The sequence below is a fragment of the Pseudomonas sp. Z18(2022) genome (genome assembly GCF_036346535.1).
GTDB lineage: Bacteria > Pseudomonadota > Gammaproteobacteria > Pseudomonadales > Pseudomonadaceae > Aquipseudomonas > Aquipseudomonas yamanorum_A.
On record NZ_JAOTOA010000002.1, the window covers coordinates 321825 to 346195 of the forward strand.

The window sequence follows — 24371 nt, forward strand, 5'->3', positions numbered from 1 at the left end:
GAAGAAGGGCGCGAGCCTAGCAGACCAGCGGTGGATGTGGGAGCCGGGCTTGCCCGCGATAGTGTCGGCACGGTGTACCTGAGAGACCACCGCGCCTGCATCGCGGGCAAGCCCGGCTCCCACAGGGCCTTGGTATGCCGCGCTTTTCTGATGAAAGGGGCCGTAGTGCTTCTTGCGCGTTTAAAAAGGTCTGGTAGAATCCGCGGCCTAATTACGTGCGGTATTCAACAATAGTGTTGATTGGCGGCACGCTAGCCTGAGGAATACACCATGAAAGCCGATATCCATCCAAACTATGTTGCCATCGACGTTACCTGCAGCTGCGGTAACAAGTTCGAAACCCGTTCGACTTTCGGCAAAGCTCTGCCAATCGACGTGTGCAACGAGTGCCACCCGTTCTACACCGGCAAGCAGAAGACTCTGGATGTTGGCGGCCGTGTTGATCGCTTCAAGACCCGCTTCGGTGCTTTCGGCGCTAAAGCTGCTCCTAAAGCCGAGTAAGGCTGGTTCGCTTGGATGGCCTGTATGGCTTGTCCTCGCTGATGAAAAAGGCGTCCCTTGCGGGCGCCTTTTTTGTGTCTGCGATTTGGCTGGCGCCCGCCCAGGCCGACGTGTTCTGCCCTGCGCCCTCGTCTCTTGCCACGTTCGACGTGCAGCGGGTGGTGGATGGCGACACCGTGCGCCTGAAGGACGGCCGCAGCGTGCGCATGATCGGCGTCAACGCCCCGGAAACCGGCAAGCAGGGCCGCACTGACGAACCCTTCGCCGTGGCCGCCCGCGAGCGCCTGCAAAGCCTGGTGGATGCGAGCGGTGGGCGAGTGGGCGTGGTGCCGGGCCGGGAGAGCAAGGACCGTTACGGGCGCACCCTGGCGCATCTCTACGGCGCCAACGGCGCGAATCTGGAGGCGCAGTTGCTGGCCGAAGGCCTCGGCTTCCAGGTGGCGGTCGCACCGAATGTGGAGTTGGTTGCCTGTCAGCAGGCCGCCGAACGCAGCGCGCGTCAGGCCCGGCTGGGCTTGTGGCGCCAGTCACCGGTGGTAGAAGCGGCGAAAATCCAGCGCTCGGGCTTTGCCGTAATCGGCGGCCGGGTCAGCAAAATCGAGCGCAATCGGGGTGGAATCTGGATTGAGTTGCAGGATTCACTGGTATTACGCATTGCACCCAATCTGGTGGACCGGTTCGACAGTTCGCTGTTAAAGGGTTTGCAGGGCCAGTCCATCGAAGCCCGCGGCTGGGTGCTGGACCGCTCGCGACGCGGCGGCCTGAAAAATGGCCAGGCACGCTGGCTGTTGCCACTGACCGATCCCGGCATGCTTCAACCGGCACCATAAGAAAAAAATTGTAGACATTTTTTCGTACGATTGTGAACAGTTAAGCCCTTGTATCCCGTGGCTCTTGGCCAAAAGTCGTAGGGCAGGGCCCTTGACACCTGTGACTGCCCAGTCTTGTAGGGGCTTTGCGACACGAGTATCCTCGGCGGTCCGTCGACCAACAGTAAAAGCGGAATGCCGATATGTCTGATTTGAAAACTGCCGCTCTCGAATATCATGCCCATCCTCGTCCAGGAAAGCTGAGTGTAGAGCTCACCAAAGCCACTGCCACCGCCCGCGACCTGTCGCTGGCCTACAGCCCTGGCGTTGCCGAGCCCGTACGTGAAATCGCCCGCGATCCTGAACTGGCTTACAAGTACACCGGCAAAGGCAACCTGGTTGCAGTGATCTCTGATGGCACCGCGATCCTCGGCCTGGGTAACCTCGGCCCATTGGCTTCCAAGCCAGTCATGGAAGGTAAAGGCGTGCTGTTCAAGCGCTTCGCCGGCATTGACGTATTCGACATCGAAGTCGATTCCGAAAGCCCACAGGCTTTCATCGACACCGTAAAGCGCATCTCCATCACCTTCGGTGGCATCAACCTGGAAGACATCAAGGCACCTGAGTGCTTCGAGATCGAAAAGGCCCTGATCGAACAGTGCGACATCCCGGTTTTCCACGATGACCAGCACGGCACCGCAATCGTTACTGCGGCCGGCATGATCAACGCCCTGGAAATCGCTGGCAAAACCCTCGGCGAAGCCAAGATCGTTTGCCTGGGCGCCGGCGCTGCGGCCATCTCCTGCATGAAGTTGCTGGTGAGCATGGGTGCCAAGCTGGAAAACATCTACATGGTCGACAGCAAGGGCGTTGTGCAGTCCGAGCGTACCGACCTGAACCAGTACAAGGCGATGTTCGCGCATCCGTCCTCCAAGCGTACCCTGGCTGACGCCCTCGACGGTGCAGACGTGTTCGTTGGCCTGTCCGGCCCGAACCTGCTGAGCGCCGAAGGCCTCAAGTCCATGGCGGCCAACCCGATCGTGTTCGCATGCTCCAACCCGGACCCGGAGATCTCCCCGGAACTGGCCCACGCCACCCGTAACGACGTGATCATGGCCACCGGCCGTTCGGACTACCCGAACCAGGTCAACAACGTACTGGGCTTCCCGTTCATCTTCCGTGGTGCCCTGGACGTTCGCGCCAAGCGCATCAACGAAGAAATGAAAGTGGCTGCCGCCAACGCCCTGCGCGAACTGGCCAAGCTGCCGGTGCCTCAGGAAGTGTGCGACGCCTACGGCGGCATCAAGCTGGAATTCGGTCGTGAGTACATCATCCCGAAACCAATGGACAAGCGCCTGATCACCCTGATCTCCGATGCCGTGGCCAAAGCCGCGATCGAGACCGGTGTGGCCACCTTGCCGTATCCGAAGCACTACCCGCTGCAAAGCGTGGATGATGTGTTCAACGGCTAAGCCGTTGTAGCGCACCAACAAAAAGCCCCGGCTCTTGCGAGTCGGGGCTTTTTTTGTGGCTGGTTAAAACATTGTTCCGAGTGTTGCATCGTCCCTGTGGGAGCCGGGCTTGCCCGCGATGGGGGCAGGACAGTCAATACACCTGTCATTGACCCGCCGCTATCGCGAGCAAGCCCGCTCCCACAGGGGATTTGCGTTAGAACAAATCGATCGGCGCCGCCTCGTCCGCTGGCAGCGGGCTGCCCGGTGCAACACCGTTGCCCAGCTCGTTGACCGATGGCGGCGTGTCTTCGCTCTTGAACAGTTCGAAGTACGCATTCGGCGTGCTCGGCGCTGCCGCACGACCGCTGACCGGATCGATCCGCAGGCTGAGGATGCCTTCCGGCTCAGGCTGGGTATGCAGCGGCATATCCTTGAGCGCGGCACCCATGTAGCTCATCCAGATCGGCAGCGCGACGGTGCCGCCGAACTCCCGGCGCCCAAGGCTTTCCGGCTGGTCGTAACCGGTCCATACGGTGGTCACGTAGTCGGCGTTGTAGCCCGAGAACCACGCATCCTTGGATTCGTTGGTGGTACCGGTTTTACCGGCGATGTCAGCGCGGCCCAGGGCCAGCGCGCGGCGGCCGGTACCCTTCTTGATCACGTCTTCCAGGATGCTGTTGAGGATGTAGGTGGTACGGCCATCCACCACTCGCTCGGCCACGGCCGGCGCTTGTGGCGCGGCAGGTGCGCCGGCTGCCGGGGCTTCGCCTGGTGTCGGCTCGATGGTAATGCCGCCGTTGGTCGGTGCTGCCTGACCGTCAGTGGCTGCAACGCCATTGACCACATCGCCCGGTACCCGCGGCGGGTTGGCGGTGAACAGGGTTTCGCCGCTGCGGCTTTCGATCTTGTCGATCAGGTACGGCGTGATCTTGTAGCCGCCGTTGGCAAAGGTGCTCCAGCCGGTGGCGATTTCCATCGGCGTCAGCGTGGCGGTACCCAGGGCCAGGGACAGGTTGGGCGGCAGGTCCGATTTATTGAAGCCGAAGCGGGTGATGTAGTCGATGGTCTTGCCTACGCCCATCGCCTGCAGCAGGCGGATCGACACCAGGTTGCGCGACTTGTACAGCGCCTCACGCACGCGGATCGGGCCGAGGAAGGTGTTGGTGTCGTTCTTCGGACGCCAGACCTTGTCCAGGTACTCGTCGACAAACACGATCGGTGCATCGTTGACCAGGCTGGCGGCGGTGTAGCCGTTGTCCAGGGCGGCGCTGTAGATGAACGGCTTGAAGCTGGAGCCCGGCTGGCGCTTGGCCTGGGTGGCGCGGTTGTAGTTGCTCTGCTCGAAGGCGAAGCCGCCGACCAGGGCGCGGATCGCGCCGTTCTGCGGGTCAAGCGACACCAGTGCGCCTTGGGCCACGGGCACCTGGCTGAATTTCAGGCTGTCGTCTTTCTGGCGTTGTACGCGGATCAGGTCACCGACCTGCGCCACGTCCGACGGCTGCTTGGGCATCGGGCCCATGCTGTTGGTGTTCAGGAACGGGCGAGCCCATTTCATGCTGTCCCACGACACATGGTCTTCGCCGGTGCGGGTCAGCACCTGCACGCCATCTTTCTTCACCTGGGTGACGATGGCGGGCTCAAGGCCGCTGATCGGGCGCTGTTTGCCCAGCTCGACGGTCCAGGCGCTCAGGGTCTTGCCCGGCAGGCGCGATTCAGGGCCGCGGTAGCCGTGGCGCTGGTCATAGGCGACGAGGCCGTCGTGCACCGACTTGTTGGCGATTTCCTGCAGGTTGCTCGGAATAGTCGTGGTTACGCGGAAACCTTCGGTGTACGCCTCGCTGCCATAACGGCCGACCATCTCGGCCCGGGCCATTTCGGCGATATACGGGGCATTCACTTCCGGCGTCGGCACGTGATAGCTGGCGTTCAACGGCTCGGCCACGGCACTTTCGTACGCCGCCTGGTCGATCTTGCCCAGCTTGTACATGCGGCCCAGGATCCAGTCGCGACGCTCTTTACTGCGCGCCGGGTTGGCCAGGGGGTTGAAGCGCGAAGGGGCTTTTGGCAGGCCGGCAATCATCGCCATCTGCGCCAGGCTGGCGTCACGAATCGACTTGCCGTAGTAAACCTGGGAAGCCGCTTCGATGCCGTAGGCACGGTTGCCGAGGTAGATCTTGTTGACGTACAGCTCAAGGATTTCGTCCTTGGTCAGCTGACGTTCGATCTGCAACGCCAGGAGGATTTCCGTGGCCTTGCGGGAAAAGCTGCGTTCGCTGGTGAGGAAGAAGTTCTTCGCCACCTGCATGGTGATGGTGCTGCCACCGGACTGAATGTGTCCGCTTTTTACCAACTGCGTGGCCGCCCGCACCAGGCTGCTTGGGTCTACGCCGTAGTGATTGGCGAAATTATCGTCTTCAGCCGACAGCAGTGCGTTGATGAAGTTGGGTGGAATGTCGGCGAAACGGATCGGGGTGCGGCGCATTTCGCCGAACTCCGCGATCAGTTTTTCATCGCTGCTGTAGACCCGCAAAGGAATCTGCAACTGGATACTTCTCAGGGCCTCTACGGAGGGCAAACCCGGACTAAGGTAGAGATAAGCCCCGCTGAGCACGAGCATCAGCCCGCAGACGATCGCGACAATGGAGTACCCGAAAAACTTCAGCAGACGAATCAAGGCTTTTGGATTTCCAAGGAAAAGAATGGGTTAGGCGTCGGGGCATGCACGGCAAGCGGTGGATCGACCCGGCCAGCAGATAAACGCGGGAAAAAACGCTGGGCATTAAAGCATTTTTCGGCTTCGGGCGTCATTCGCACCGCTCATACAAGCCGACCGAATGCATGAAGCCTGGCAACAATCAGTCCGTAAGACAGGGAAAGTTTTGGGGAGTTTTATGAGAAAGGGATTTTTCAGGCGAAAAGCCGATGCTGTCCTGGGCGTGGATATCAATGACGCCAGCGTCAGGGTAGTGCAGCTGGAGGCTTCAGTCAGCGGCTACAGCGTCCGGGCCTATGGCATGCAACAGCTGCCGGCCCATGCGGTGGTCGACAGCAGCGTAGTGGACTTTGATGTTGTCGCGCAGGTGCTTTCCCGGGCGCTGGCACAGGCGCGTACATCGCTCAGGCATGCGGCGGTGGCGGTGGCCGGGCCTTCGGTGATCACACGTGTACTTGAGATGGAGGCCGGGCTCGCCGAGGCTGAAATGGTGCGTCGAATCCATGAGGAGGCGGACCAGTACATTCCGTATCCGTTGCAGGATGTGGCTATCGACTTTCAGGTACAGGCCCCGTCCGCCCGAGACCCCAAACGAATCGACGTGCTGCTTGTCGCCTGCCTGAAGGAGCAGGTGGAGGCCCGTGAGGCGGTTTTGGCCCTGGCCGGGCTGGCGACGCGGATCGTGGATGTCGAAGCATTTGCATTGGACCGCGCGGGCAGGCAGGCTTCGGGCAGCATCACGCCGGGCCGTCGTGTCGATGGCGCGCAATGGGCCGTGGATGCCCAGGGGATGGGAGTGGCCTGCGGGTTGGCCCTGAGGAGTTTCGACTGATGACACGAATCAACCTGCTGCCGTGGCGCGCAGAACGGAATGAGCGGCGGCGCAAGTATTTCCTGGTGTTCTTGCTGGCGGCTGCGGCGGTGGCGCTGGCCGCCGTATGGCTGGCTGACCAGGTGATCGACCGCGCGATTGATCGGCAATTGGCCCGCAACAGCCAGATGAGCCAGGCTGTTACCGGGCTGGACTCCAGGATCAAGGCCATTGACGGGTTGCATGAGCAGCGCCAGCAGTTGATGGAGCGGATGAAGGTTGTGCAGGGTTTGCAGGACGACCGTTCGGCGAGCGCCCAGTTGCTGGACCAGTTGGCCCGAGCGGTGCCGGACGGTGTGCAGTTGCGTGAAGTGAGCGTTGACGGTGGTTCTGTTTCGATCAGCGGCACCGCCGAATCGAATCAGGACATTGCTCGGTTCATGCGGGATCTCGAGGCTGCCGACGACTTGCAGGCGCCCCGGCTTCAGCGGGTTCGAGGCGCGCAGGATGGCGACGATAATGGCTTTCAACTGACGGTTCGCCATGGTGATTCGCCTGAGGTGCGCCAATGAGAGGGGCGTCAGGCCTGGCCAGGCTGACGGAACTCGACATCGCCCAACTCTACCGAAACGCCGCTAACTGGCCACTGCCTGGCAAGGCATTGCTGGGTGGCGCGCTTGTCTGCGTGCTGTGGGTTTTAGGCAATACCTTCTACCTGAGCGGAGCGCGTGAACAATTGCGCCGGCTGGAAGCGCAGGAAGTGGCGCTTGAGCGGCAGGTTGCGCTGAAAACCAGCCAGGCGTCTGGCCTGGAGTCTCAGGCTCGCGAACTCGAAACCATGCGAGGCAACTTCGCCAACCTGTTGCGGCAACTGTCTGCAGAGGCCGAAGTGCCTGGCCTGCTTGAGGACATCAGCCACCTGAGTGCCGCCAATGGCCTGGTGCTGGAGGCCATCGAACTTCTGGATGACCAACCTCAACACCTGTTTATCGAATCGCCCATGCAAATAGGCGTTACCGGGACCTTTCACGATCTGGCGGCGTTGATCAATGGCTTGGCCGGCCTGCCCCGGATAGTCACGGTGCATGACTTGGCGCTCAATCATGTCGACCCTTCCGTGTTGCGCCTCAACCTGGTGGCCAAGACTTATCGCTACAACCCCCAGGCGGGTGATGATCTGCGGGAGTCATCGCAGGCGCCCACCGAAACCAGGCCGCAACAGCCAGTTGCCTACGATTTTGCCTCCCTGCGTGATCCGTTTCAGCCGCCCTCTGGCCAGTTTGTGAGGCCCGTCGGGCGACCGGCTGCCGGACCTGATCTCACCAGGCCCCGAGGCGTTCTCGAAGGCTTCGCCGTAGAGCAGTTCGAGATGGTTGGGACCTTGTCCCTTGGTACCCAGACCTACGCCCTGTTGCGCGGGGCGTCGTCTATCCATCGCCTGGCAGTCGGCGATTACCTCGGCCCGGACCACGGGCGCATCACGGCGATTCATGACTCCCATGTCGAACTCGCCGAGCTCTTCCCTGATGGCCAGGGCGCCTGGCTGGAACGCTCGCAAACCCTTGCCCTGAACGTAAACTCATAACGGAAACAAACAATGAAAAGGACTTTTTCGTCCTTCGGTGTGGCGCTATGGATAGCGTTCACGGCACCGATGGTCATGGCTGTGCCCAATCGAATCGACCTGATCCACCTGCCGCCACCAGGCAATGTGCCCCTGAGCACTGAACGTTTGGTGTTTAGCGGCGAAAAGCTATCCCTCAACTTCCAGAACATCGAACTGCGTGCGGTGCTGCAGCAGATTGCCGACGTGGCGGGCCTTAACCTGGTGGCCAGCGACGATGTGCAGGGTTCGATCACCCTGCGGCTCAAGGATGTGCCGTGGGATCAAGCCCTGGACCTGGTGTTGCAAACCAAGGGGCTGGGCAAGCGTATAACGGCCAACGTGTTGCTGGTCGCGCCGGCCGAAGAGTTGGCCGCTCGCGAGTTGCTGGTGCTGGAGTCGCGCAAGCAAATGACGGAGTTGGCGCCGCTGCGTCGCGAGCTGCTGCAAGTCAATTACGCCAAGGCGGCGGACCTGGCCAAGCTGTTCCAGTCTGCCGTGGGCCTGGAGGGCGCAACCGACGAGCGCGGCTCAGTGGCGGTGGATGATCGCACCAACAACATCATCGCCTACCAGACCCAGGAGCGCTTGGAGGAACTGCGCAGGATCGTGGCGCAACTGGATATTCCGGTGCGCCAGGTGATGATCGAGGCGCGGATTGTCGAGGCCAATGTGGATTACGACAAAAGCCTTGGCGTGCGCTGGGGCGGGCAGGCCAGCCGGGGCAACTGGAGCGCTGGCGGGATCAGGCCGCCGTTGGCAGAAGGTGCCGAGCCGCCCGAGACTGCGCCCAGCTCGCCGTTTGTCGATCTGGGTTCGATCAACGGCAGTGCCGGCCTGGGGGTCGCCTTTATCACCGATAACCTGCTGCTGGACCTGGAACTCACCGCCATGGAAAAAACCGGCAACGGGGAAATTGTCTCGCAGCCCAAGGTGGTCACCTCCGACAAGGAAACTGCGCGAATCCTCAAGGGCACCGAGATTCCCTACCAGGAGTCCAGTTCTACTGGCGCCACCTCGGTGTCATTCAAGGAGGCCTCGCTATCCCTGGAGGTGACCCCGCAAATCACCCCGGATGGCTGGGTGATCATGGAGGTCAAGGTCACCAAGGATGAGCCCGACTACCTGAATAAGCTCAACGACGTGCCGCCGATCAAGAAAAACGAGGTCAACGCCAAGGTGCTGGTCAAGGATGGCGAGACCATCGTGATTGGCGGGGTTTTCTCCAATACCCAAAGCAAAGTGGTAGATAAAGTGCCATTTTTGGGCGATGTGCCGTATCTTGGCCGCCTTTTCCGGCGGGATGTGGTTTCGGAGAAAAAATCCGAGCTGCTGGTATTCCTGACTCCGCGTATTATGAATAACCAGGCGATTGCTGTGAGTCGTTGATTCTGTGCGAAATTTGATTCTTGTTGGACCGATGGGGGCTGGAAAAAGCACCATCGGCCGTTTGCTGGCCAAAGAGCTGCGCCTGCCATTCAAAGATTCCGACAAGGAAATTGAATTGCGCACGGGCGCCAATATCCCGTGGATCTTCGATAAGGAAGGCGAACTGGGCTTTCGCGACCGCGAGCAGGCGATGATTGCCGAGCTGTGCGGCTGCGATGGCGTGGTATTGGCCACCGGCGGCGGCGCGGTGATGCGCGATGAGAACCGCCGGGCGCTGCATGCTGGCGGTCGCGTGGTTTATCTGCATGCCTCTGTCGAGCAGCAGGTGGGCCGCACCGCTCGCGATCGCAATCGCCCGTTGCTGCGCACCGCCGACCCGGCAAAAACCCTGCGGGACCTGCTGACGCTGCGCGACCCGCTTTATCGGGAAATCGCCGATCTGGTGGTGGAAACCGATGAGCGGCCGCCACGAATGGTCGTTCTCGACATTCTTGAGCGCCTGGCGCAGTTGCCACCCCGTTAAAGCCAGAGCCGAAATGCGCTATTCTCGGCGGCGCGTCATGACCGTCCGAGTTGTGGCGTAGAGCCATCAGGCGGCGTCAGATCCCGACGTTGCCGACAACGTTAATGTAGGGCGATACGCCTGCTTTCATCTTCAACGCGGGGACACATGCAGACACTTAAGGTCGATCTTGGCGAGCGCAGCTACCCGATCCACATTGGCGAAGGTTTGTTGGACCAGCCCGAGTTGCTCGCACCGCATATTGCCGGGCGGCAAGTGGCGATCATCTCCAACGAAACGGTCGCGCCGCTGTATCTTGAGCGTCTGAGCCGCAGCCTGGCGGCGTACTCGGTGATCTCGGTGGTGTTGCCCGACGGCGAGGCCTTCAAGACCTGGGAAACCCTGCAACTGATCTTTGATGGCCTGCTGACTGCCCGTCATGACCGACGTACCACTGTGGTGGCGCTGGGTGGCGGTGTGATCGGCGACATGGCCGGTTTTGCGGCCGCCTGTTACCAGCGCGGCGTCGACTTTATCCAGGTGCCGACCACGTTGCTGTCCCAGGTCGATTCGTCGGTGGGCGGCAAGACCGGCATCAACCATCCGCTGGGCAAGAACATGGTTGGCGCGTTCTATCAGCCGAATGTGGTGCTGATCGATACCGCGACCCTCAATACCCTGCCGCCTCGCGAGTTGTCCGCAGGCCTGGCGGAAGTCATCAAATACGGGCTGATCTGCGACGAGCCGTTCCTGACCTGGCTTGAAGAGCACGTTGACGGCCTGCGCGCCCTCGACCAGGTGGTGCTGACCGAAGCGATTTCCCGCTCCTGCGCCGCCAAGGCGCTGGTGGTGAATGCCGACGAACGTGAGTCTGGTGTACGTGCCACCTTGAACCTCGGCCACACCTTCGGCCATGCGATCGAGACCCACATGGGCTATGGTGTGTGGTTGCATGGAGAGGCCGTAGCGGCTGGCACGGTGATGGCACTTGAGATGTCGCAACGCCTGGGCTGGATCAGTGCCCAGGAGCGTGATCGCGGGATCCGCCTGTTCCAGCGCGCCGGGTTGCCGGTCATTCCTCCCGAGGAGATGACCGAGGCAGATTTTCTCGAACACATGGCAATAGACAAGAAAGTGATCGACGGTCGACTGCGACTGGTGCTGTTGCGCCGAATGGGCGAAGCGGTAGTGACCGACGATTATCCGAAAGAGATTTTACAGGCCACGCTGGGAGCGGATTACCGCGCCCTGGCCCAGCTTAAAGGTTAATAAGATCCCGATGACTAGTTTGCATGCCGACGAGGCGTTCCTCGGCCATTACCAGTTAAGCCATGACCCTTTTGCTCCACGGGTGCCTGGTTTCAAATTTTTCCCTGCGCAACGCAAGCCGGTGCTGGGGCAATTGCACCATCTGGCGCGCTACAGCCAGCTGTTGCTGGTGGTCACAGGCCCCTTGGGCAGCGGCAAGACCTTGCTGCGCCAGGCGCTGGTTGCCAGCACCAACAAGCAATCGGTACAGAGCGTGGTGGTTTCCGCCCGTGGCGCCGGTGATGCGGCGGGCGTGTTGCGCCAAGTGGCCCAGGCCCTGGACGTGTCCACCGCCGAGCCAAACGCAATCCTCAAGCAAGTGGTGCAACTGGGCCTCACCGGCCAGGAAGTCTACCTGCTGGTGGACGACGCCGAGCAGCTCGACGAATCCGCCCTGGAGGCCTTGCTGGCCCTGGCGGCCGGTACGCCTGAAGGCCGCCCGCATGTGTTCCTGTTTGGTGAGTCTTCGCTGATTGCCGAACTTGAGCAGATCAGCGGCGAGCAGGAGCTGTTCCACGTCATCGAACTGCAGCCGTACGAAGAAGAAGAAACCCGCGAATACCTGGCCCAACGGCTGGAAGGCGCAGGGCAGGGCATCGAACTTTTCTCCGCTGCGCAGATCTCTGATATTCACGAAAGCTCCGACGGCTGGCCTGGCACCATCAACCAGGTTGCCCGGGATGCAATGATCGAAGCCATGATTGCCAGCCGCTCCGCGGTAAAGCGTCCAAAGATGGGGTTTACTATGCCTAAGAAGCACGTATTGGCAATTTCTGCCGTTGTCGTGGTCGCTGTCGCCGCCGCCTGGTTGATTCCAGGTCGCAGCAAGGCCCCGACCACCGCTGGCGCGCCAACCGAACAGGCGCAGTTGCCACTGGGCAAGCCAACACCGAACGTTGAATTTGCCAACTCCGGCCAGCCCACCAACTTGCCGATGGTCGGCCAGCCTGTGATGCGTGGTCCGTTGGCTGAAGCCGCTGGCGGTATCAGCGAAGGCGACGACGGCGTGCCGGTTGAAGGCTCCAGCGCCACGCCACCGACCGTGACCACCACTGCACCACCGGCTGGCGTGCCTGCGGGCCAGCCTGCTGCCAAGCCGGCGCCTGTGCCGGCCCAGGTTGCAACCGCCAAGCCAGCCCCTGCGGCCAAGCCGGCAGCCCCGGCACCTGCGGCCAAACCGGCTCCAGCGGCCAAGCCTGCTGAAAAACCGGTGACCGTGGCCAAGGCCGGCGCTACCGGCAGCAGTTGGTACAGCAGCCAGCCTACCGGTAACTTCGTGGTGCAGATCCTCGGCACCAGCTCTGAAGCCAACGCCCAGGCGTTCGTGAAAGAGCAGGGCGGCGAGTACCGTTATTTCAAGAAAGTACTCAACGGCAAGCCTCTCTACGTGATCACGTACGGCAACTTCTCCAGCCGTACCGCAGCGGAATCCGCTATCAAGGCCTTGCCAGCGAAGGTTCAGGCTGGTAAACCTTGGCCTCGCACTGTCGCCAGCGTTCAACAAGAACTGGCAACAACTCGCTGAAGATCCGGCGGCCTTACCCAGGCTGCCCTCTCGGCACCTCAAAAAAACAACACAGCGTGCAGCCCTGAAGGCCGCGCGCTTTGTGGTGTCTGCGTCACGTAGCTTTTGAGTCGTAGCGGTCAGAATTAAAAAAGTTTTGACTAGCACAGCATATCGCTTTAAACCTTTCATAAATGCGACATAGATTTGCGACATTTCGTCGCTAAATTTGTGAGCGTCTGTGTCGGTGTGTACAATGACCTCCCTTTTGCCCCCGCTAAGCCGGCGTACGTTCGGCGTGGAAGGTAACCGGTTGAATTGAAAAGAAATTTGCCTCGAAATAAGAGGCAGCCTGGTGAGAAAGTGTCTATGAAAGCAGGTCTGTACCAACCCGATGAATTCAAGGATAACTGCGGTTTCGGCCTGATAGCCCATATGCAGGGCGAGCCCAGTCATACCCTTTTGCAAACGGCCATCGAGGCCCTGACCTGCATGACCCACCGCGGTGGGATCAACGCCGACGGCAAGACCGGTGACGGTTGCGGCTTGCTGATTCAAAAGCCCGACCAGTTCCTGCGCGCTGTCGCCAAGGAGCATTTCGGCGCCGAGTTGCCCAAGCAATACGCCGTGGGCATGGTGTTCTTCAACCAGGACCCGGTAAAAGCCGAAGCCGCTCGCGAGAACATGAACCGCGAGATCCTGGCCGCCGGCCTGCAGCTCGTCGGCTGGCGCAAAGTGCCGATCGACACCAGCGTACTCGGCCGCCTGGCCCTGGAGCGCCTGCCGCAGATCGAACAAGTGTTCATCGCAGGCGACGGCCTGAGCGACCAGGACATGGCGATCAAGCTGTTTACGTCCCGTCGTCGCTCGTCCGTGGCCAACGCCGCCGACACCGACCACTACATCTGCAGCTTTTCCCACAAGACCATCATTTATAAAGGCCTGATGATGCCGGCGGACTTGACCGCCTTCTATCCAGACCTGAGCGATGAGCGCCTGCAAACCGCAATCTGCGTGTTCCACCAGCGCTTCTCCACCAACACCCTGCCGAAATGGCCGCTGGCCCAGCCATTCCGCTTCCTCGCCCACAACGGCGAGATCAACACCATCACCGGCAACCGCAACTGGGCCGTGGCTCGTCGCACCAAGTTCGCCAACGACCTGATGGACCTGGAAGAGCTCGGCCCGCTGGTCAACCGCGTGGGTTCCGACTCCTCCAGCATGGACAACATGCTCGAGCTGATGGTCACCGGCGGCATCGACCTGTTCCGTGGCGTGCGCATGATCATTCCGCCAGCGTGGCAGAACGTCGAAACCATGGACCCGGATCTGCGTGCATTCTACGAGTACAACTCGATGCACATGGAACCGTGGGACGGCCCGGCCGGCGTGGTAATGACCGACGGTCGCTACGCCGTGTGCCTGCTCGACCGTAACGGCCTGCGCCCGGCGCGTTGGGTGACCACCACCAATGGCTTCATCACCCTGGCGTCGGAAATCGGCGTGTGGAACTACAAGCCGGAAGACGTGATCGCCAAGGGCCGCGTTGGCCCGGGCCAGATCCTTGCCGTGGACACCGAAACCGGCCAGATCCTCGACACCGATGCCATCGACAACCGCTTGAAGTCCCGTCACCCGTACAAGCAATGGCTGCGCAAGAACGCCCTGCGCATCCAGGCGACCATGGAAGACAACGACCATGGTTCGGCTTTCTACGACGTCGACCAGCTCAAGCAGTACATGAAGATGTACCAGGTCACTTTCGAAGAGCGTGACCAGGTGCTGCGTCCACTGGGCGAGCAAGGCTACGAGGCCGTCGGCTCCATGGGCGATGACACGCCAATGGCCGTGCTGTCCCAGCGCGTGCGTACGCCATACGACTATTTCCGCCAGCAGTTCGCCCAGGTGACCAACCCGCCGATCGACCCGCTGCGCGAAGCCATCGTGATGTCGCTGGAAGTGTGCCTCGGTGCCGAGCGCAACATCTTCCAGGAATCGCCAGAGCACGCTTCCCGCGTGATCCTCAGCTCGCCAGTCATTTCCCCGGCCAAGTGGCGTTCGTTGATGACCCTGGACCGCCCGGGCTTCGACCGGCAGATCATCGACCTGAACTACGACGAGAGCCTCGGCCTTGAAGCCGCTGTGCGTAACGTTGCCGATCAGGCTGAAGAAGCCGTGCGCGCCGGTCGTACCCAGATCGTCCTGACCGACCGCCATATCGCTCCGGGCAAGCTGCCGATCCACGCGTCCCTGGCCACCGGCGCGGTGCACCACCGCCTGACCGAAAAAGGCCTGCGTTGCGACTCCAACATCCTGGTTGAAACCGCCACCGCCCGCGACCCGCATCACTTTGCGGTGTTGATCGGCTTCGGCGCTTCGGCGGTGTATCCGTTCCTCGCGTACGAAGTACTCGGCGACCTGATCCGTACCGGTGAAGTCCTGGGCGACCTCTACGAGGTGTTCAAGAACTACCGTAAAGGCATCACCAAGGGCCTGCTGAAGATCCTGTCGAAGATGGGCATCTCCACCGTCACGTCCTACCGCGGCGCTCAATTGTTCGAAGCCATCGGCCTGTCGGAAGAAGTCTGCGAGATGAGCTTCCGTGGTGTGCCGAGCCGCATCAAGGGCGCACGTTTCGTCGACATCGAAGCCGAGCAGAAAGCCCTGGCAGCCGAAGCCTGGAGCGCGCGCAAGCCGATCCAGCAAGGTGGCCTGCTGAAGTTCGTCCACGGCGGCGAATACCACGCTTACAACCCGGACGTGGTCAGCACCCTGCAAGCCGCTGTGCAGCAGGGCGACTACGCCAAGTTCAAGGAATACACCGCGCTGGTGGATAACCGCCCGGTGTCGATGATCCGCGATTTGTTCAAGGTGAAAACCCTGGACACGCCGCTGGCCATCAGCGAGATCGAACCACTGGAATCGATCCTCAAGCGCTTCGACTCCGCCGGTATTTCCCTGGGTGCCTTGTCGCCTGAGGCTCACGAAGCCCTGGCCGAAGCCATGAACCGCCTGGGTGCGCGTTCCAACTCCGGCGAAGGTGGTGAAGACCCGGCGCGCTACGGCACCATCAAGAGCTCGAAAATCAAGCAGGTCGCCACTGGCCGCTTTGGTGTGACCCCGGAATACCTGGTCAACGCCGAAGTGCTGCAGATCAAGGTGGCCCAGGGCGCCAAGCCGGGTGAAGGCGGGCAACTGCCAGGCGGCAAGGTCAACGGCCTGATCGCCAAGCTGCGTTACGCAGTGCCGGGTGTGACCCTGATTTCGCCACCGCCGCACCACGACATCTACTCCATCGAGGATTTGTCGCAGCTGATTTTCGACCTCAAACAAGTCAACCCGCAGGCCCTGGTCTCGGTGAAACTGGTAGCAGAAGCCGGCGTGGGCACCATCGCCGCCGGTGTGGCCAAGGCCTATGCCGACCTGATCACCATCTCCGGCTACGACGGCGGCACCGGCGCTTCGCCGCTGACCTCCATCAAGTATGCCGGCGCACCGTGGGAACTGGGCCTGGCTGAAACTCACCAGACCCTGCGCGGCAACGACCTGCGCGGCAAGGTCCGGGTACAGACCGACGGCGGCCTGAAAACCGGCCTCGACGTGATCAAGGCTGCAATCCTCGGCGCTGAAAGCTTCGGCTTCGGCACCGCGCCAATGATCGCCCTGGGCTGCAAATACCTGCGCATCTGCCACCTGAACAACTGCGCCACCGGCGTGGCGACTCAGAACGAGAAGCTGCGCAAGGACCACTACATCGGTACCGTCGACATGGTGGTGAATTTCTTCACCTACGTCGCCGAAGAAACCCGTGAGTGGCTGGCCAAGCTGGGCGTGCGCTCCCTGGAAGAGCTGATCGGTCGTACCGACCTGCTGGACATCCTCGAAGGCCAGACCGCCAAGCAACAGCACCTGGACCTGACGCCGCTGTTGGGCAGCGATCACATCCCGGCCGACAAGCCACAGTTCTGCCAGGTTGACCGCAACCCGCCGTTCGATAAGGGCCTGCTGGCCGAGAAGATGGTCGACATGGCCAGCTCCTCGATCAACGACGCAAGTGGCGGCGAATTCGCCCTGGATATCTGCAACTGCGACCGTTCCATCGGCGCTCGCATCTCCGGCGAAATCGCGCGCAAGCACGGCAACCAGGGCATGGCCAAGGCGCCGATCACCTTCCGCTTCAAGGGTACCGCTGGGCAGAGCTTCGGCGTGTGGAACGCCGGTGGCCTGAACATGTACCTCGAAGGCGACGCCAACGACTACGTGGGCAAGGGCATGACCGGCGGCAAGCTGGTGATCGTTCCGCCGGTAGGCAGCGTCTACAAGACTCAAGACAGTGCCATCATCGGCAACACCTGCCTGTACGGCGCAACCGGCGGCAAGCTGTTTGCAGCGGGCACGGCGGGTGAGCGTTTCGCAGTGCGTAACTCCGGTGCCCACACCGTGGTGGAAGGCACCGGCGATCACTGCTGCGAGTACATGACCGGTGGTTTTGTCGCGGTGCTGGGCAAGACCGGCTACAACTTCGGTTCGGGCATGACCGGCGGTTTCGCCTACGTGCTCGACCAGGACAACACCTTCGTCGACAAGGTGAACCACGAGTTGGTGGAGATCCAGCGGATCAGCGGCGAAGCGATGGAATCCTATCGCAACCACTTGCAGCATGTGCTGGACGAATATGTCGAGGAAACCAACAGCGAATGGGGTCGTAACCTCGCTGAAAACCTCGATGACTACCTGCGTCGTTTCTGGCTGGTCAAGCCCAAGGCTGCCAACCTGAAATCGCTGCTTTCCAGCATCCGTGCCAACCCGCAGTGATATGCGCCTGAAGAGTTTGATGAGGTTTTAACATGGCTGAACGTCTGAATAACGACTTCCAGTTCATCGATGTCGGGCGCAAAGATCCGAAGAAGAAACTGTTGCGTCAACGCAAGAAAGAGTTCGTGGAAATCTACGAACCCTTCAAACCCCAGCACTCGGCCGATCAGGCCCACCGCTGCCTGGGTTGCGGTAACCCGTATTGCGAATGGAAGTGCCCGGTGCACAACTTCATTCCCAACTGGCTCAAATTGGTGGCCGAGGGCAACATCCTCGCCGCCGCCGAGCTGTCGCACCAGACCAACACCTTGCCGGAAGTGTGCGGCCGGGTGTGCCCGCAGGACCGTCTGTGCGAGGGCGCGTGCACCCTCAACGACGGCTTCGGCGCGGTGACCATCGGTTCGGTGGAGAAGTACATCACCGACACTGCGTTCGCCATGGGCTGGCGTCCGGACATGTCCAAGGTCAAGCCGACCGGCAAGCGCGTCGCGATCATCGGCGCGGGCCCGGCGGGCCTGGGCTGCGCCGACGTACTGGTGCGTGGCGGCGTGACCCCGGTGGTGTTCGACAAGAACCCGGAAATCGGTGGCCTGCTGACCTTCGGCATCCCCGAGTTCAAGCTGGAAAAAACCGTACTGAGCCATCGTCGCGAAGTCTTCACCGGCATGGGTATCGAGTTCCGCCTCAATACCGAAATCGGCAAGGACGTGACCATGGAGCAACTGCTCGAAGAATACGATGCCGTGTTCATGGGCATGGGCACCTACACCTACATGAAGGGCGGCTTTGCCGGTGAGGACCTGCCGGGCGTGTATGACGCGCTCGACTTCCTGATCGCCAACGTCAATCGCAACCTGGGCTTTGAAAAGTCGCCGGAAGATTTCGTCGACATGAAAGGCAAGAAGGTCGTGGTGCTGGGCGGTGGTGATACCGCGATGGACTGCAACCGTACTTCGATTCGCCAGGGCGCCAAGTCGGTGACCTGTGCCTACCGTCGTGACGAAGCCAACATGCCGGGTTCGCGCAAAGAGGTGAAGAACGCCAAGGAAGAAGGCGTGAAATTCCTCTACAACCGCCAGCCGATCGCTATCGTCGGTGAAGACCGTGTCGAAGGCGTGAAAGTGGTCGAGACCCGTCTCGGCGAACCGGACGCCCGTGGCCGTCGCAGCCCTGAGCCGATCCCGGGTTCCGAAGAGATCATCCCGGCAGACGCCGTGGTCATCGCCTTCGGCTTCCGCCCAAGCCCGGCATCGTGGTTCGAGCAGTTCGAAATCCAGACCGACAGCCAGGGCCGCGTGGTAGCCCCGGAACAAGGCCAGTACAAGCACCAGACCAGCAACCCGAAAATCTTCGCCGGTGGCGACATGGTTCGCGGTTCTGATTTGGTGGTAACCGCGATCTTCGAAGGGCGCAATGCTGCTGAAGGGATCCTGGATTACCTGCAAGTCTGACCCCAATCCCGGGTTGAAATGGGATCAAAATGTGGGAGCTGGCTTGCCTGCGATAGCGATGTTGAATTCACCACCGCCATCGCAGGCAAGCCAGCTCCCACACAAACCCCATTCCACATTGGGGTTTGTGATGCCAGTCATTGCGACAAATTGACCCGATAGACAAAAGGCACGGCTCTTGCCGTGCCTTTTGCGTCGCGCTCTGAGAAAATGCCCGCACTTTTTTTGCGGATGCCGACATGACTGCCCTCAAGAACGACCGTTTCCTTCGTGCCCTGCTCAAGCAACCCGTGGACGTCACCCCTGTGTGGATGATGCGCCAGGCCGGTCGCTACCTGCCGGAATACCGCGCCAGTCGCGCCCACGCCGGCGACTTCATGAGCCTGTGCATGAACCCGGAGTTCGCCTGCGAAGTCACCATGCAACCGCTGGACCGCTATCCACAGCTGGATGCGGCCATCCTCTTCTCCGATATCCTGACCATCCCTGACGCCATGGGCCAAGGCCTGTACTTCGAAACCGGCGAAGGCCCGCGCTTCAAGAAAGTCGTCAGCACCCTGGCCGACATCGAAGCCCTGCCGATCCCCGATCCTCACAAGGACCTGGGCTATGTGATGGACGCCGTCAGCACCATCCGCCGCGAGCTGAACGGCCGCGTGCCGCTGATCGGCTTCTCCGGCAGCCCGTGGACCCTGGCCACCTACATGGTCGAAGGCGGTTCGTCGAAAGACTTCCGCAAGACCAAGGCCATGCTCTACGACAACCCGCAGGCCATGCACCTGCTGCTGGACAAGCTGGCGCAGTCGGTCACTTCCTACCTCAACGGCCAGATCATGGCCGGCGCGCAAGCGGTGCAGATCTTCGACACCTGGGGCGGCAACCTGTCGGCGGCGGCGTACCAGGAATTCTCCCTGGCCTACATGCGCAAAATCGTCAGCGGCCTGATCCGCGAGCACGAAGGCCGCAAAGTGCCGGTCATCATGTTCACCAAGGGCGGTGGCCTGTGGCTGGAAAGCATCGCCGACGCCGGTGCTGACGCGCTGGGCCTGGACTGGACCTGCGACCTCGGCGAAGCCCGTCGCCGCGTAGGCAACAAGGTAGCGCTGCAAGGCAACATGGACCCGACCGTGCTGTACGCCAAGCCGGAAGCCATCCGCGCTGAAGTCGGGCGTATCCTCGCCAGCTACGGCAAAGGCAGCGGTCACGTGTTCAACCTTGGCCACGGCATTACCCCGGAAGTTGATCCGGAGCACGCAGGCGCGTTCCTGCGGGCGGTGCATGAATTGTCGGCGCAGTATCACGAGTGATAAGGCGGCAATGAAAAAGCCCGGCAGATGCCGGGCTTTTTTGTGGGTGATATTTTTTGCGAGAGCACCGGCAGTCGTATGATGGTTGAAATGTCCGTAATGAAGGACATAATCGACATATCAGTTAAAAATGTCCGTTATAGGTAACATTATGCTCATCGCGAATCCAACCGCTCTAGGCGAGAGAATACGCCAGTTGCGTCGCGCCAAAGGCTATAGCCAGGAACAGCTTGCGACCAAGGCCAAGTGCAACCGCAAGACCATCATTGGCCTTGAGGCGGGCGAAAACGTAGCAATGTATTCGGTATTCCGGGTTACCGCGGCATTGGGAATGGCTTTGGAAGTGGTGGATAAACGCATCGACCTCAAATCCCTTGCCGACCTGGTAGAACATGATGAGTAGGGTCAAGTTGCTCAACGTGATGACCCCACAAGGGCATTGCGGCGAATTGTCGAAAGGCTCGCAGTTCGCTTTTTCTTACGATTCTGCCGAGCCCGCGCGGGAAGTGTCATTGGTCATGCCCTATGACCCGACGCCGTCGGTCAGTAACGTGCTGCATCCGATTTTCGATATGAACGTGCCGGAAGGGTTTCTGGCCGATCAGATAAAACGGCGGATGGCCAAGCATATGCAGGTGGATGAAATGCGCCTGTTATCGGTCATCGGTGGTAATCAGATTGGGCGGCTCACCTACCAGAATCCCGCTGAGCCATCGGTAGCCGTTCGTGCACAGGTCGGACTCCATGAAATTCTCTCGGCAGATACTTCCCGAGGTGTTTTTGAGTTTCTGGTCGATACCTATTTCGAATCAGGAATTTCGGGCGTGCAGCCCAAGGTGCTGGTGCCGGATCTGGACAAGCTGACCGGCAGCCGCAAAACCATGCTCAGCTCCGACCTTATCGTAAAGTCCGGTGCTGACGAGTATGCCCACTTGGCACAGAATGAGTTCCTTTGCCTGGAGGCGGCCAGGATGGCAGGTCTGGAGACGCCTCCTTTCTGGCTTTCCGAAAGGGGTGATCTATTTGTCATGGAGCGTTTCGACCTGACCCCCAGCGGCAGGTTGGGCTTCGAAGACATGGCCGTTCTGCTGAGCCTCAACAAAGACCCGCATGACAATTACAAGTACTCCCAGAGTTATGAAACCCTTGCGGCGGTGATCAATGAAGTCTGCCGATATGGGGACCCGTTGCGCGAGCTTGAACGGTTTTTCTCTTCCGTCTGCCTGTCGGTCATGGTGCGTAACGGTGATGCTCACCTGAAAAATTTCGGGGTGACTTACACCCATCCAGAGGCTCGCGAAACGGTGCAACTGGCGCCGGTGTTCGATGTCACCACGACTACGGTGTATGAGAATTACAACCCGAAGTCAGGCCGCTCACTGGTTGACCGAACATTGGCAATCAAGATGAACAAGGTGAAGACCTATCCCGATCGCCAGCAACTGATTGAATTCGGGCGTAAGCACTGTGCTGTAGAAAAACCGGCGTTGATCATTGAGCAAGTTGCGCAGGCGATGTCGCAGGCGTTGGTCACGCATCAATCACGAATCGATGCGCAGCTTTTTTCAGCGATGCAGGCGGAATGGGATGCAGGGCGTGCCATGGCGCTTCATGATTCGGTGAGGCCTGGGATGAAACGAAAGCCTGTTGTGAAAAAGCCGCAGTGATGCGGCTCTTTTATGGGGCACGGCTTAACTAAGCCCTGGCTTCCTGCAACGGCGGCAACTTCGCCAGTTTCAACGCCACCAGCAACGCGACGATCAACAGCGCGACGATAAACCCGCCAATCCCGTTCCAGCCGGCGTAGTGCCAGAAGAAACCACCCGCGGTGCCTGCAATGCTCGATCCCACGTAATAGCTGAACAGGTACAGCGACGACGCCTGCCCCTTGGCTTTCAGTGCGCGGCGGCCGATCCAGCTGCTGGCCACGGAGTGGGCGCCGAAGAAGCCGAAGGTGAAGATCAGCATGCCGGGCACCACCAGCCACAGCGGGGTGAACAGGGTCAGGGCGATGCCGCCGAGCATCAGCACGATGGTGCCCCACAGCACGCGACGGCGGCCCAGGCGGTCGGCCAGGGAGCCGATTTTGGCCGAGCTGTAGATGCCCGAGAGGTACACCAGCGACAGCAAACCCACCACGGCCTGGCTCAAATCGTATGGGTCGGCCAGCAGGCGATAGCCGATGTAGTTGAACATCGTCACAAAGGCGCCCATCAGCACGAAGGCTTCGAGGAACAGCCACGGCAGGCCGGCATCCTTGAAGTGCATGGTGAAGCCGTCGATCAGGCTGCGCGGGCGCAGGGTGCTGGCGCGGAAGTTGCGCGATTCGGGGAGGATTTTCCAGAACACCGTGGCCGCGATCAGCGCCAGGGCGCCGATGATCAGCATTGCGGTGTGCCAGCTGACGAAGTCGATCAAGACACCGATGATCAAGCGCCCGCTCATCCCCCCAATGGCGTTGCCGCCGATGTACAGGCCCATGGCCAGGCCGATGTGTTGCGGGTGGATCTCTTCGCTCAGGTAGGTCATGGCCACCGCTGCCAGGCCGCTGAGGGACAGGCCCACCAGTGCGCGCATCAGCAGGATGCCTTCCCAGCTCGGCATCAGGCCGCTGGCAATGGTGCACAGCGCGGCACAGAACAGCGCGGCCACCATCACCGGCTTTCGTCCCAGGGTGTCGGAAATCGGCCCGGTGATCAGCAGGCCAATGGCGAGCATGCCGGTAGCCACCGAGAGAATCAGGCTGCTTTGCGCGGCATTGATGGAAAATTCGTGGGACAGCGCCGGCATCATCGGCTGCACGCAGTAGAGCAGGGCGAAGGTGGCGAAACCACCGGAAAACAGCGCCAGCACCGTGCGCATGAACATCGGGGTGCCTTTTTCGATGAACTGCTCGTTGAGCTGTGCCACCACCTCATCGAGGGCGGTGGGCGGTACTTCTTGAGCGAGCGGAGCGACAGCAGATTTCACGCGGGACCTCGGAGAGGAAAAGGCTGCCAGGGCGGCAATGCAAAAAAGAATATAGCTCGCTAATGATTCTTTCCAATATATTGTTCGACCTGTTTAAGAGCTTTTACGACCTAATGAGGCTTTCATGGAATTGCGCCACCTGCGTTACTTCATCGCCGTGGCTGAAGAGCTGCACTTTGGCCGCGCCGCGCAGGTGCTGGGGATCTCCCAGCCGCCCCTGAGCCAGCAGATCCAGGCGCTGGAGCAGGAGATTGGCGCACGGCTGTTTGAGCGTACCAATCGTCGGGTCGAGCTGAGCGAAGCGGGCAGGCTGTTCCTGCAAGAGGCGCGTCTGGTGCTGGCGCAGGTGGACAAAGCGGCGGACGTGGCGCGTCGGGCGCAGTTGGGGGAATTGGGTGAGCTGAAGATTGGCTTCACGTCTTCCGCGCCGTTCAACTCCAGCATCCCACAGGCGATCTTCGCGTTTCGCCAGGCATTTGCGGCGGTGCATCTGAATCTACAGGAGATGAGCAGTACGGAAGTCGCCGAGTCGCTGGTGGATGAGTCGATACAGGTGGGATTGATGCGGCCGTTGCCGTTGCCGGATTCCCTGAGCGTCGTGGAACTGATGCGCGAACCCTTGGTGGCGGTGCTGAATGCCGGGCATCCGTTGGTGGAAGGCAGCGAGCGCGGGCTGCACCTGGCGCAATTGGCCGAAGAGCCGTTTGTATTTTTCCCGCGCACTTATGGCAGCGGCTTGTATGCCCAGTTGCTGAACCTGGCACGGGATGCCGGCTTCAGCCCGCACTTTGCCCAAGAGGCCGGGGAGGCGATGACCATCATCGGCCTGGTGGCGGCGGGGTTGGGTGTTTCGGTGCTGCCGGCGTCGTATCAGCGGATCCGCATCGATGGCGTGGTTTACCGAACCTTGCTGGACCAGGAAGCGGTGACGGCGGTGTGGCTGGTGCAGCGCAAGGGCCAGCAGACGCCGATGGCGAAAGCGTTTGTTGAGCTGCTTGTGGCGAGTGGGCAGTAGGTCAAGCCATGGACGATGTAAATCCAGTGTGGGAGCTGTCGAGCTTTAGCGAGGCTGCGATAGCGGTAGGTCAGGCAACATCAATGTTGATAGTGCCGACGCCATCGCAGCCTCGCTAAAGCTCGACAGCTCCCACCTTTGATCTTCGCAAGGCAAGGCGCTTTGCCACCGATTGCCGGGTGCAGGTTTTCAGGCATACTGGCCGAGTTCCCGAAAGGG

The 24371-nt window shown here is 60.8% G+C and carries 18 protein-coding genes; 16 read left to right on the top strand and 2 right to left on the bottom strand.

What is annotated here, in order from left to right; genetic code table 11:
• The first annotated feature begins 270 nt into the window (after positions 1-270).
• The 3 genes from rpmE to V3W39_RS06800 all read left to right on the top strand — a co-directional run bounded on the left by rpmE (position 271) and on the right by V3W39_RS06800 (position 2782).
• Complete coding sequence (gene rpmE, locus V3W39_RS06790; RefSeq protein WP_003209330.1) at positions 271-501, top strand: 50S ribosomal protein L31; 231 nt, start codon at positions 271-273, stop codon at positions 499-501.
• A gap of 41 nt (positions 502-542) precedes the next feature.
• Positions 543-1331 (top strand): thermonuclease family protein, encoded by a 789-nt coding sequence (locus tag V3W39_RS06795; RefSeq protein ID WP_442968395.1) that lies wholly within the window; start codon positions 543-545, stop codon positions 1329-1331.
• Between the two features lie 182 nt (positions 1332-1513).
• Positions 1514-2782, top strand: a complete 1269-nt coding sequence (locus tag V3W39_RS06800; RefSeq protein ID WP_177076036.1) for a malic enzyme-like NAD(P)-binding protein — start codon at positions 1514-1516, stop codon at positions 2780-2782.
• A 196-nt stretch (positions 2783-2978) separates the two neighbouring features.
• Here the strand turns inward: V3W39_RS06800 and V3W39_RS06805 are convergent, their stop codons facing one another.
• The gene (locus tag V3W39_RS06805; RefSeq protein ID WP_442968396.1) at positions 2979-5435 is read right to left on the bottom strand and encodes a penicillin-binding protein 1A; all 2457 of its coding nucleotides are present in this window, start codon (positions 5433-5435) and stop codon (positions 2979-2981) included.
• Between the two features lie 220 nt (positions 5436-5655).
• On the opposite strand from V3W39_RS06805, the gene pilM reads away from it, so the two are divergent.
• The 12 genes from pilM to V3W39_RS06865 all read left to right on the top strand — a co-directional run bounded on the left by pilM (position 5656) and on the right by V3W39_RS06865 (position 21834).
• The gene (gene pilM, locus V3W39_RS06810; RefSeq protein WP_330212405.1) at positions 5656-6309 is read left to right on the top strand and encodes a type IV pilus biogenesis protein PilM; all 654 of its coding nucleotides are present in this window, start codon (positions 5656-5658) and stop codon (positions 6307-6309) included.
• Positions 6309-6860 carry a PilN domain-containing protein gene (locus V3W39_RS06815; RefSeq protein ID WP_177041116.1) on the top strand — a complete coding sequence of 184 codons (552 nt, stop codon included), beginning with the start codon at positions 6309-6311 and terminating at the stop codon, positions 6858-6860. The genes pilM and V3W39_RS06815 overlap by 1 nt, the downstream gene beginning before the upstream one ends.
• Positions 6857-7873, top strand: coding sequence for a pilus assembly protein PilP (locus V3W39_RS06820; protein ID WP_330212406.1), 1017 nt, complete (start codon positions 6857-6859; stop codon positions 7871-7873). The genes V3W39_RS06815 and V3W39_RS06820 overlap by 4 nt, the downstream gene beginning before the upstream one ends.
• Positions 7874-7942: 69 nt before the next feature.
• Positions 7943-9280 (top strand): type IV pilus secretin PilQ, encoded by a 1338-nt coding sequence (locus V3W39_RS06825; protein ID WP_330212473.1) that lies wholly within the window; start codon positions 7943-7945, stop codon positions 9278-9280.
• 4 nt (positions 9281-9284) lie between these two features.
• Entirely contained in the window at positions 9285-9803 is a 519-nt protein-coding gene (gene aroK / locus V3W39_RS06830; RefSeq protein WP_003209345.1) for a shikimate kinase AroK, read from the top strand.
• A 147-nt stretch (positions 9804-9950) separates the two neighbouring features.
• The gene (gene aroB, locus V3W39_RS06835) at positions 9951-11051 is read left to right on the top strand and encodes a 3-dehydroquinate synthase (RefSeq protein ID WP_330212407.1); all 1101 of its coding nucleotides are present in this window, start codon (positions 9951-9953) and stop codon (positions 11049-11051) included.
• Between the two features lie 10 nt (positions 11052-11061).
• On the top strand, positions 11062-12615 hold the full coding sequence (locus V3W39_RS06840; RefSeq protein WP_330212408.1) for an SPOR domain-containing protein: 1554 nt from the start codon (positions 11062-11064) through the stop codon (positions 12613-12615).
• A gap of 348 nt (positions 12616-12963) precedes the next feature.
• A complete protein-coding gene (gltB, locus tag V3W39_RS06845; RefSeq protein ID WP_177076042.1) occupies positions 12964-17409 on the top strand; it encodes a glutamate synthase large subunit in 4446 nt (1481 codons plus the stop codon).
• Positions 17410-17441: 32 nt separating this feature from the next.
• A complete protein-coding gene (locus tag V3W39_RS06850) occupies positions 17442-18860 on the top strand; it encodes an FAD-dependent oxidoreductase (protein WP_177041123.1) in 1419 nt (472 codons plus the stop codon).
• 239 nt (positions 18861-19099) lie between these two features.
• Positions 19100-20167 (top strand): uroporphyrinogen decarboxylase, encoded by a 1068-nt coding sequence (hemE, locus tag V3W39_RS06855; protein WP_003209355.1) that lies wholly within the window; start codon positions 19100-19102, stop codon positions 20165-20167.
• A gap of 151 nt (positions 20168-20318) precedes the next feature.
• Positions 20319-20570 (top strand): helix-turn-helix transcriptional regulator, encoded by a 252-nt coding sequence (locus V3W39_RS06860; RefSeq protein ID WP_177076046.1) that lies wholly within the window; start codon positions 20319-20321, stop codon positions 20568-20570.
• A gap of 16 nt (positions 20571-20586) precedes the next feature.
• Entirely contained in the window at positions 20587-21834 is a 1248-nt protein-coding gene (locus V3W39_RS06865) for a type II toxin-antitoxin system HipA family toxin (RefSeq protein ID WP_330212474.1), read from the top strand.
• Between the two features lie 28 nt (positions 21835-21862).
• Here the strand turns inward: V3W39_RS06865 and V3W39_RS06870 are convergent, their stop codons facing one another.
• The gene (locus tag V3W39_RS06870) at positions 21863-23137 is read right to left on the bottom strand and encodes an MFS transporter (protein WP_177076050.1); all 1275 of its coding nucleotides are present in this window, start codon (positions 23135-23137) and stop codon (positions 21863-21865) included.
• Between the two features lie 124 nt (positions 23138-23261).
• On the opposite strand from V3W39_RS06870, the gene V3W39_RS06875 reads away from it, so the two are divergent.
• Positions 23262-24152: a LysR family transcriptional regulator gene (locus V3W39_RS06875; RefSeq protein ID WP_177041132.1), complete on the top strand. Its 891-nt coding sequence runs from the start codon at positions 23262-23264 to the stop codon at positions 24150-24152.
• Positions 24153-24371: the final 219 nt, after the last annotated feature.

Bases quoted from the DNA above. Each gene is read 5' to 3' on its own strand.
- hemE (WP_003209355.1), top strand. From the start codon at position 19,100: ATGACTGCCCTCAAGAACGACCGTTTCCTTCGTGCCCTGCTCAAGCAA.
- V3W39_RS06815 (WP_177041116.1), top strand. From the start codon at position 6,309: ATGACACGAATCAACCTGCTGCCGTGGCGCGCAGAACGGAATGAGCGG.
- V3W39_RS06850 (WP_177041123.1), top strand. From the start codon at position 17,442: ATGGCTGAACGTCTGAATAACGACTTCCAGTTCATCGATGTCGGGCGC.
- V3W39_RS06795 (WP_442968395.1), top strand. From the start codon at position 543: ATGAAAAAGGCGTCCCTTGCGGGCGCCTTTTTTGTGTCTGCGATTTGG.
- V3W39_RS06825 (WP_330212473.1), top strand. From the start codon at position 7,943: ATGGTCATGGCTGTGCCCAATCGAATCGACCTGATCCACCTGCCGCCA.
- V3W39_RS06820 (WP_330212406.1), top strand. From the start codon at position 6,857: ATGAGAGGGGCGTCAGGCCTGGCCAGGCTGACGGAACTCGACATCGCC.
- V3W39_RS06840 (WP_330212408.1), top strand. From the start codon at position 11,062: ATGACTAGTTTGCATGCCGACGAGGCGTTCCTCGGCCATTACCAGTTA.
- rpmE (WP_003209330.1), top strand. From the start codon at position 271: ATGAAAGCCGATATCCATCCAAACTATGTTGCCATCGACGTTACCTGC.
- V3W39_RS06875 (WP_177041132.1), top strand. From the start codon at position 23,262: ATGGAATTGCGCCACCTGCGTTACTTCATCGCCGTGGCTGAAGAGCTG.
- V3W39_RS06800 (WP_177076036.1), top strand. From the start codon at position 1,514: ATGTCTGATTTGAAAACTGCCGCTCTCGAATATCATGCCCATCCTCGT.
- gltB (WP_177076042.1), top strand. From the start codon at position 12,964: ATGAAAGCAGGTCTGTACCAACCCGATGAATTCAAGGATAACTGCGGT.
- aroB (WP_330212407.1), top strand. From the start codon at position 9,951: ATGCAGACACTTAAGGTCGATCTTGGCGAGCGCAGCTACCCGATCCAC.
- pilM (WP_330212405.1), top strand. From the start codon at position 5,656: ATGAGAAAGGGATTTTTCAGGCGAAAAGCCGATGCTGTCCTGGGCGTG.
- V3W39_RS06860 (WP_177076046.1), top strand. From the start codon at position 20,319: ATGCTCATCGCGAATCCAACCGCTCTAGGCGAGAGAATACGCCAGTTG.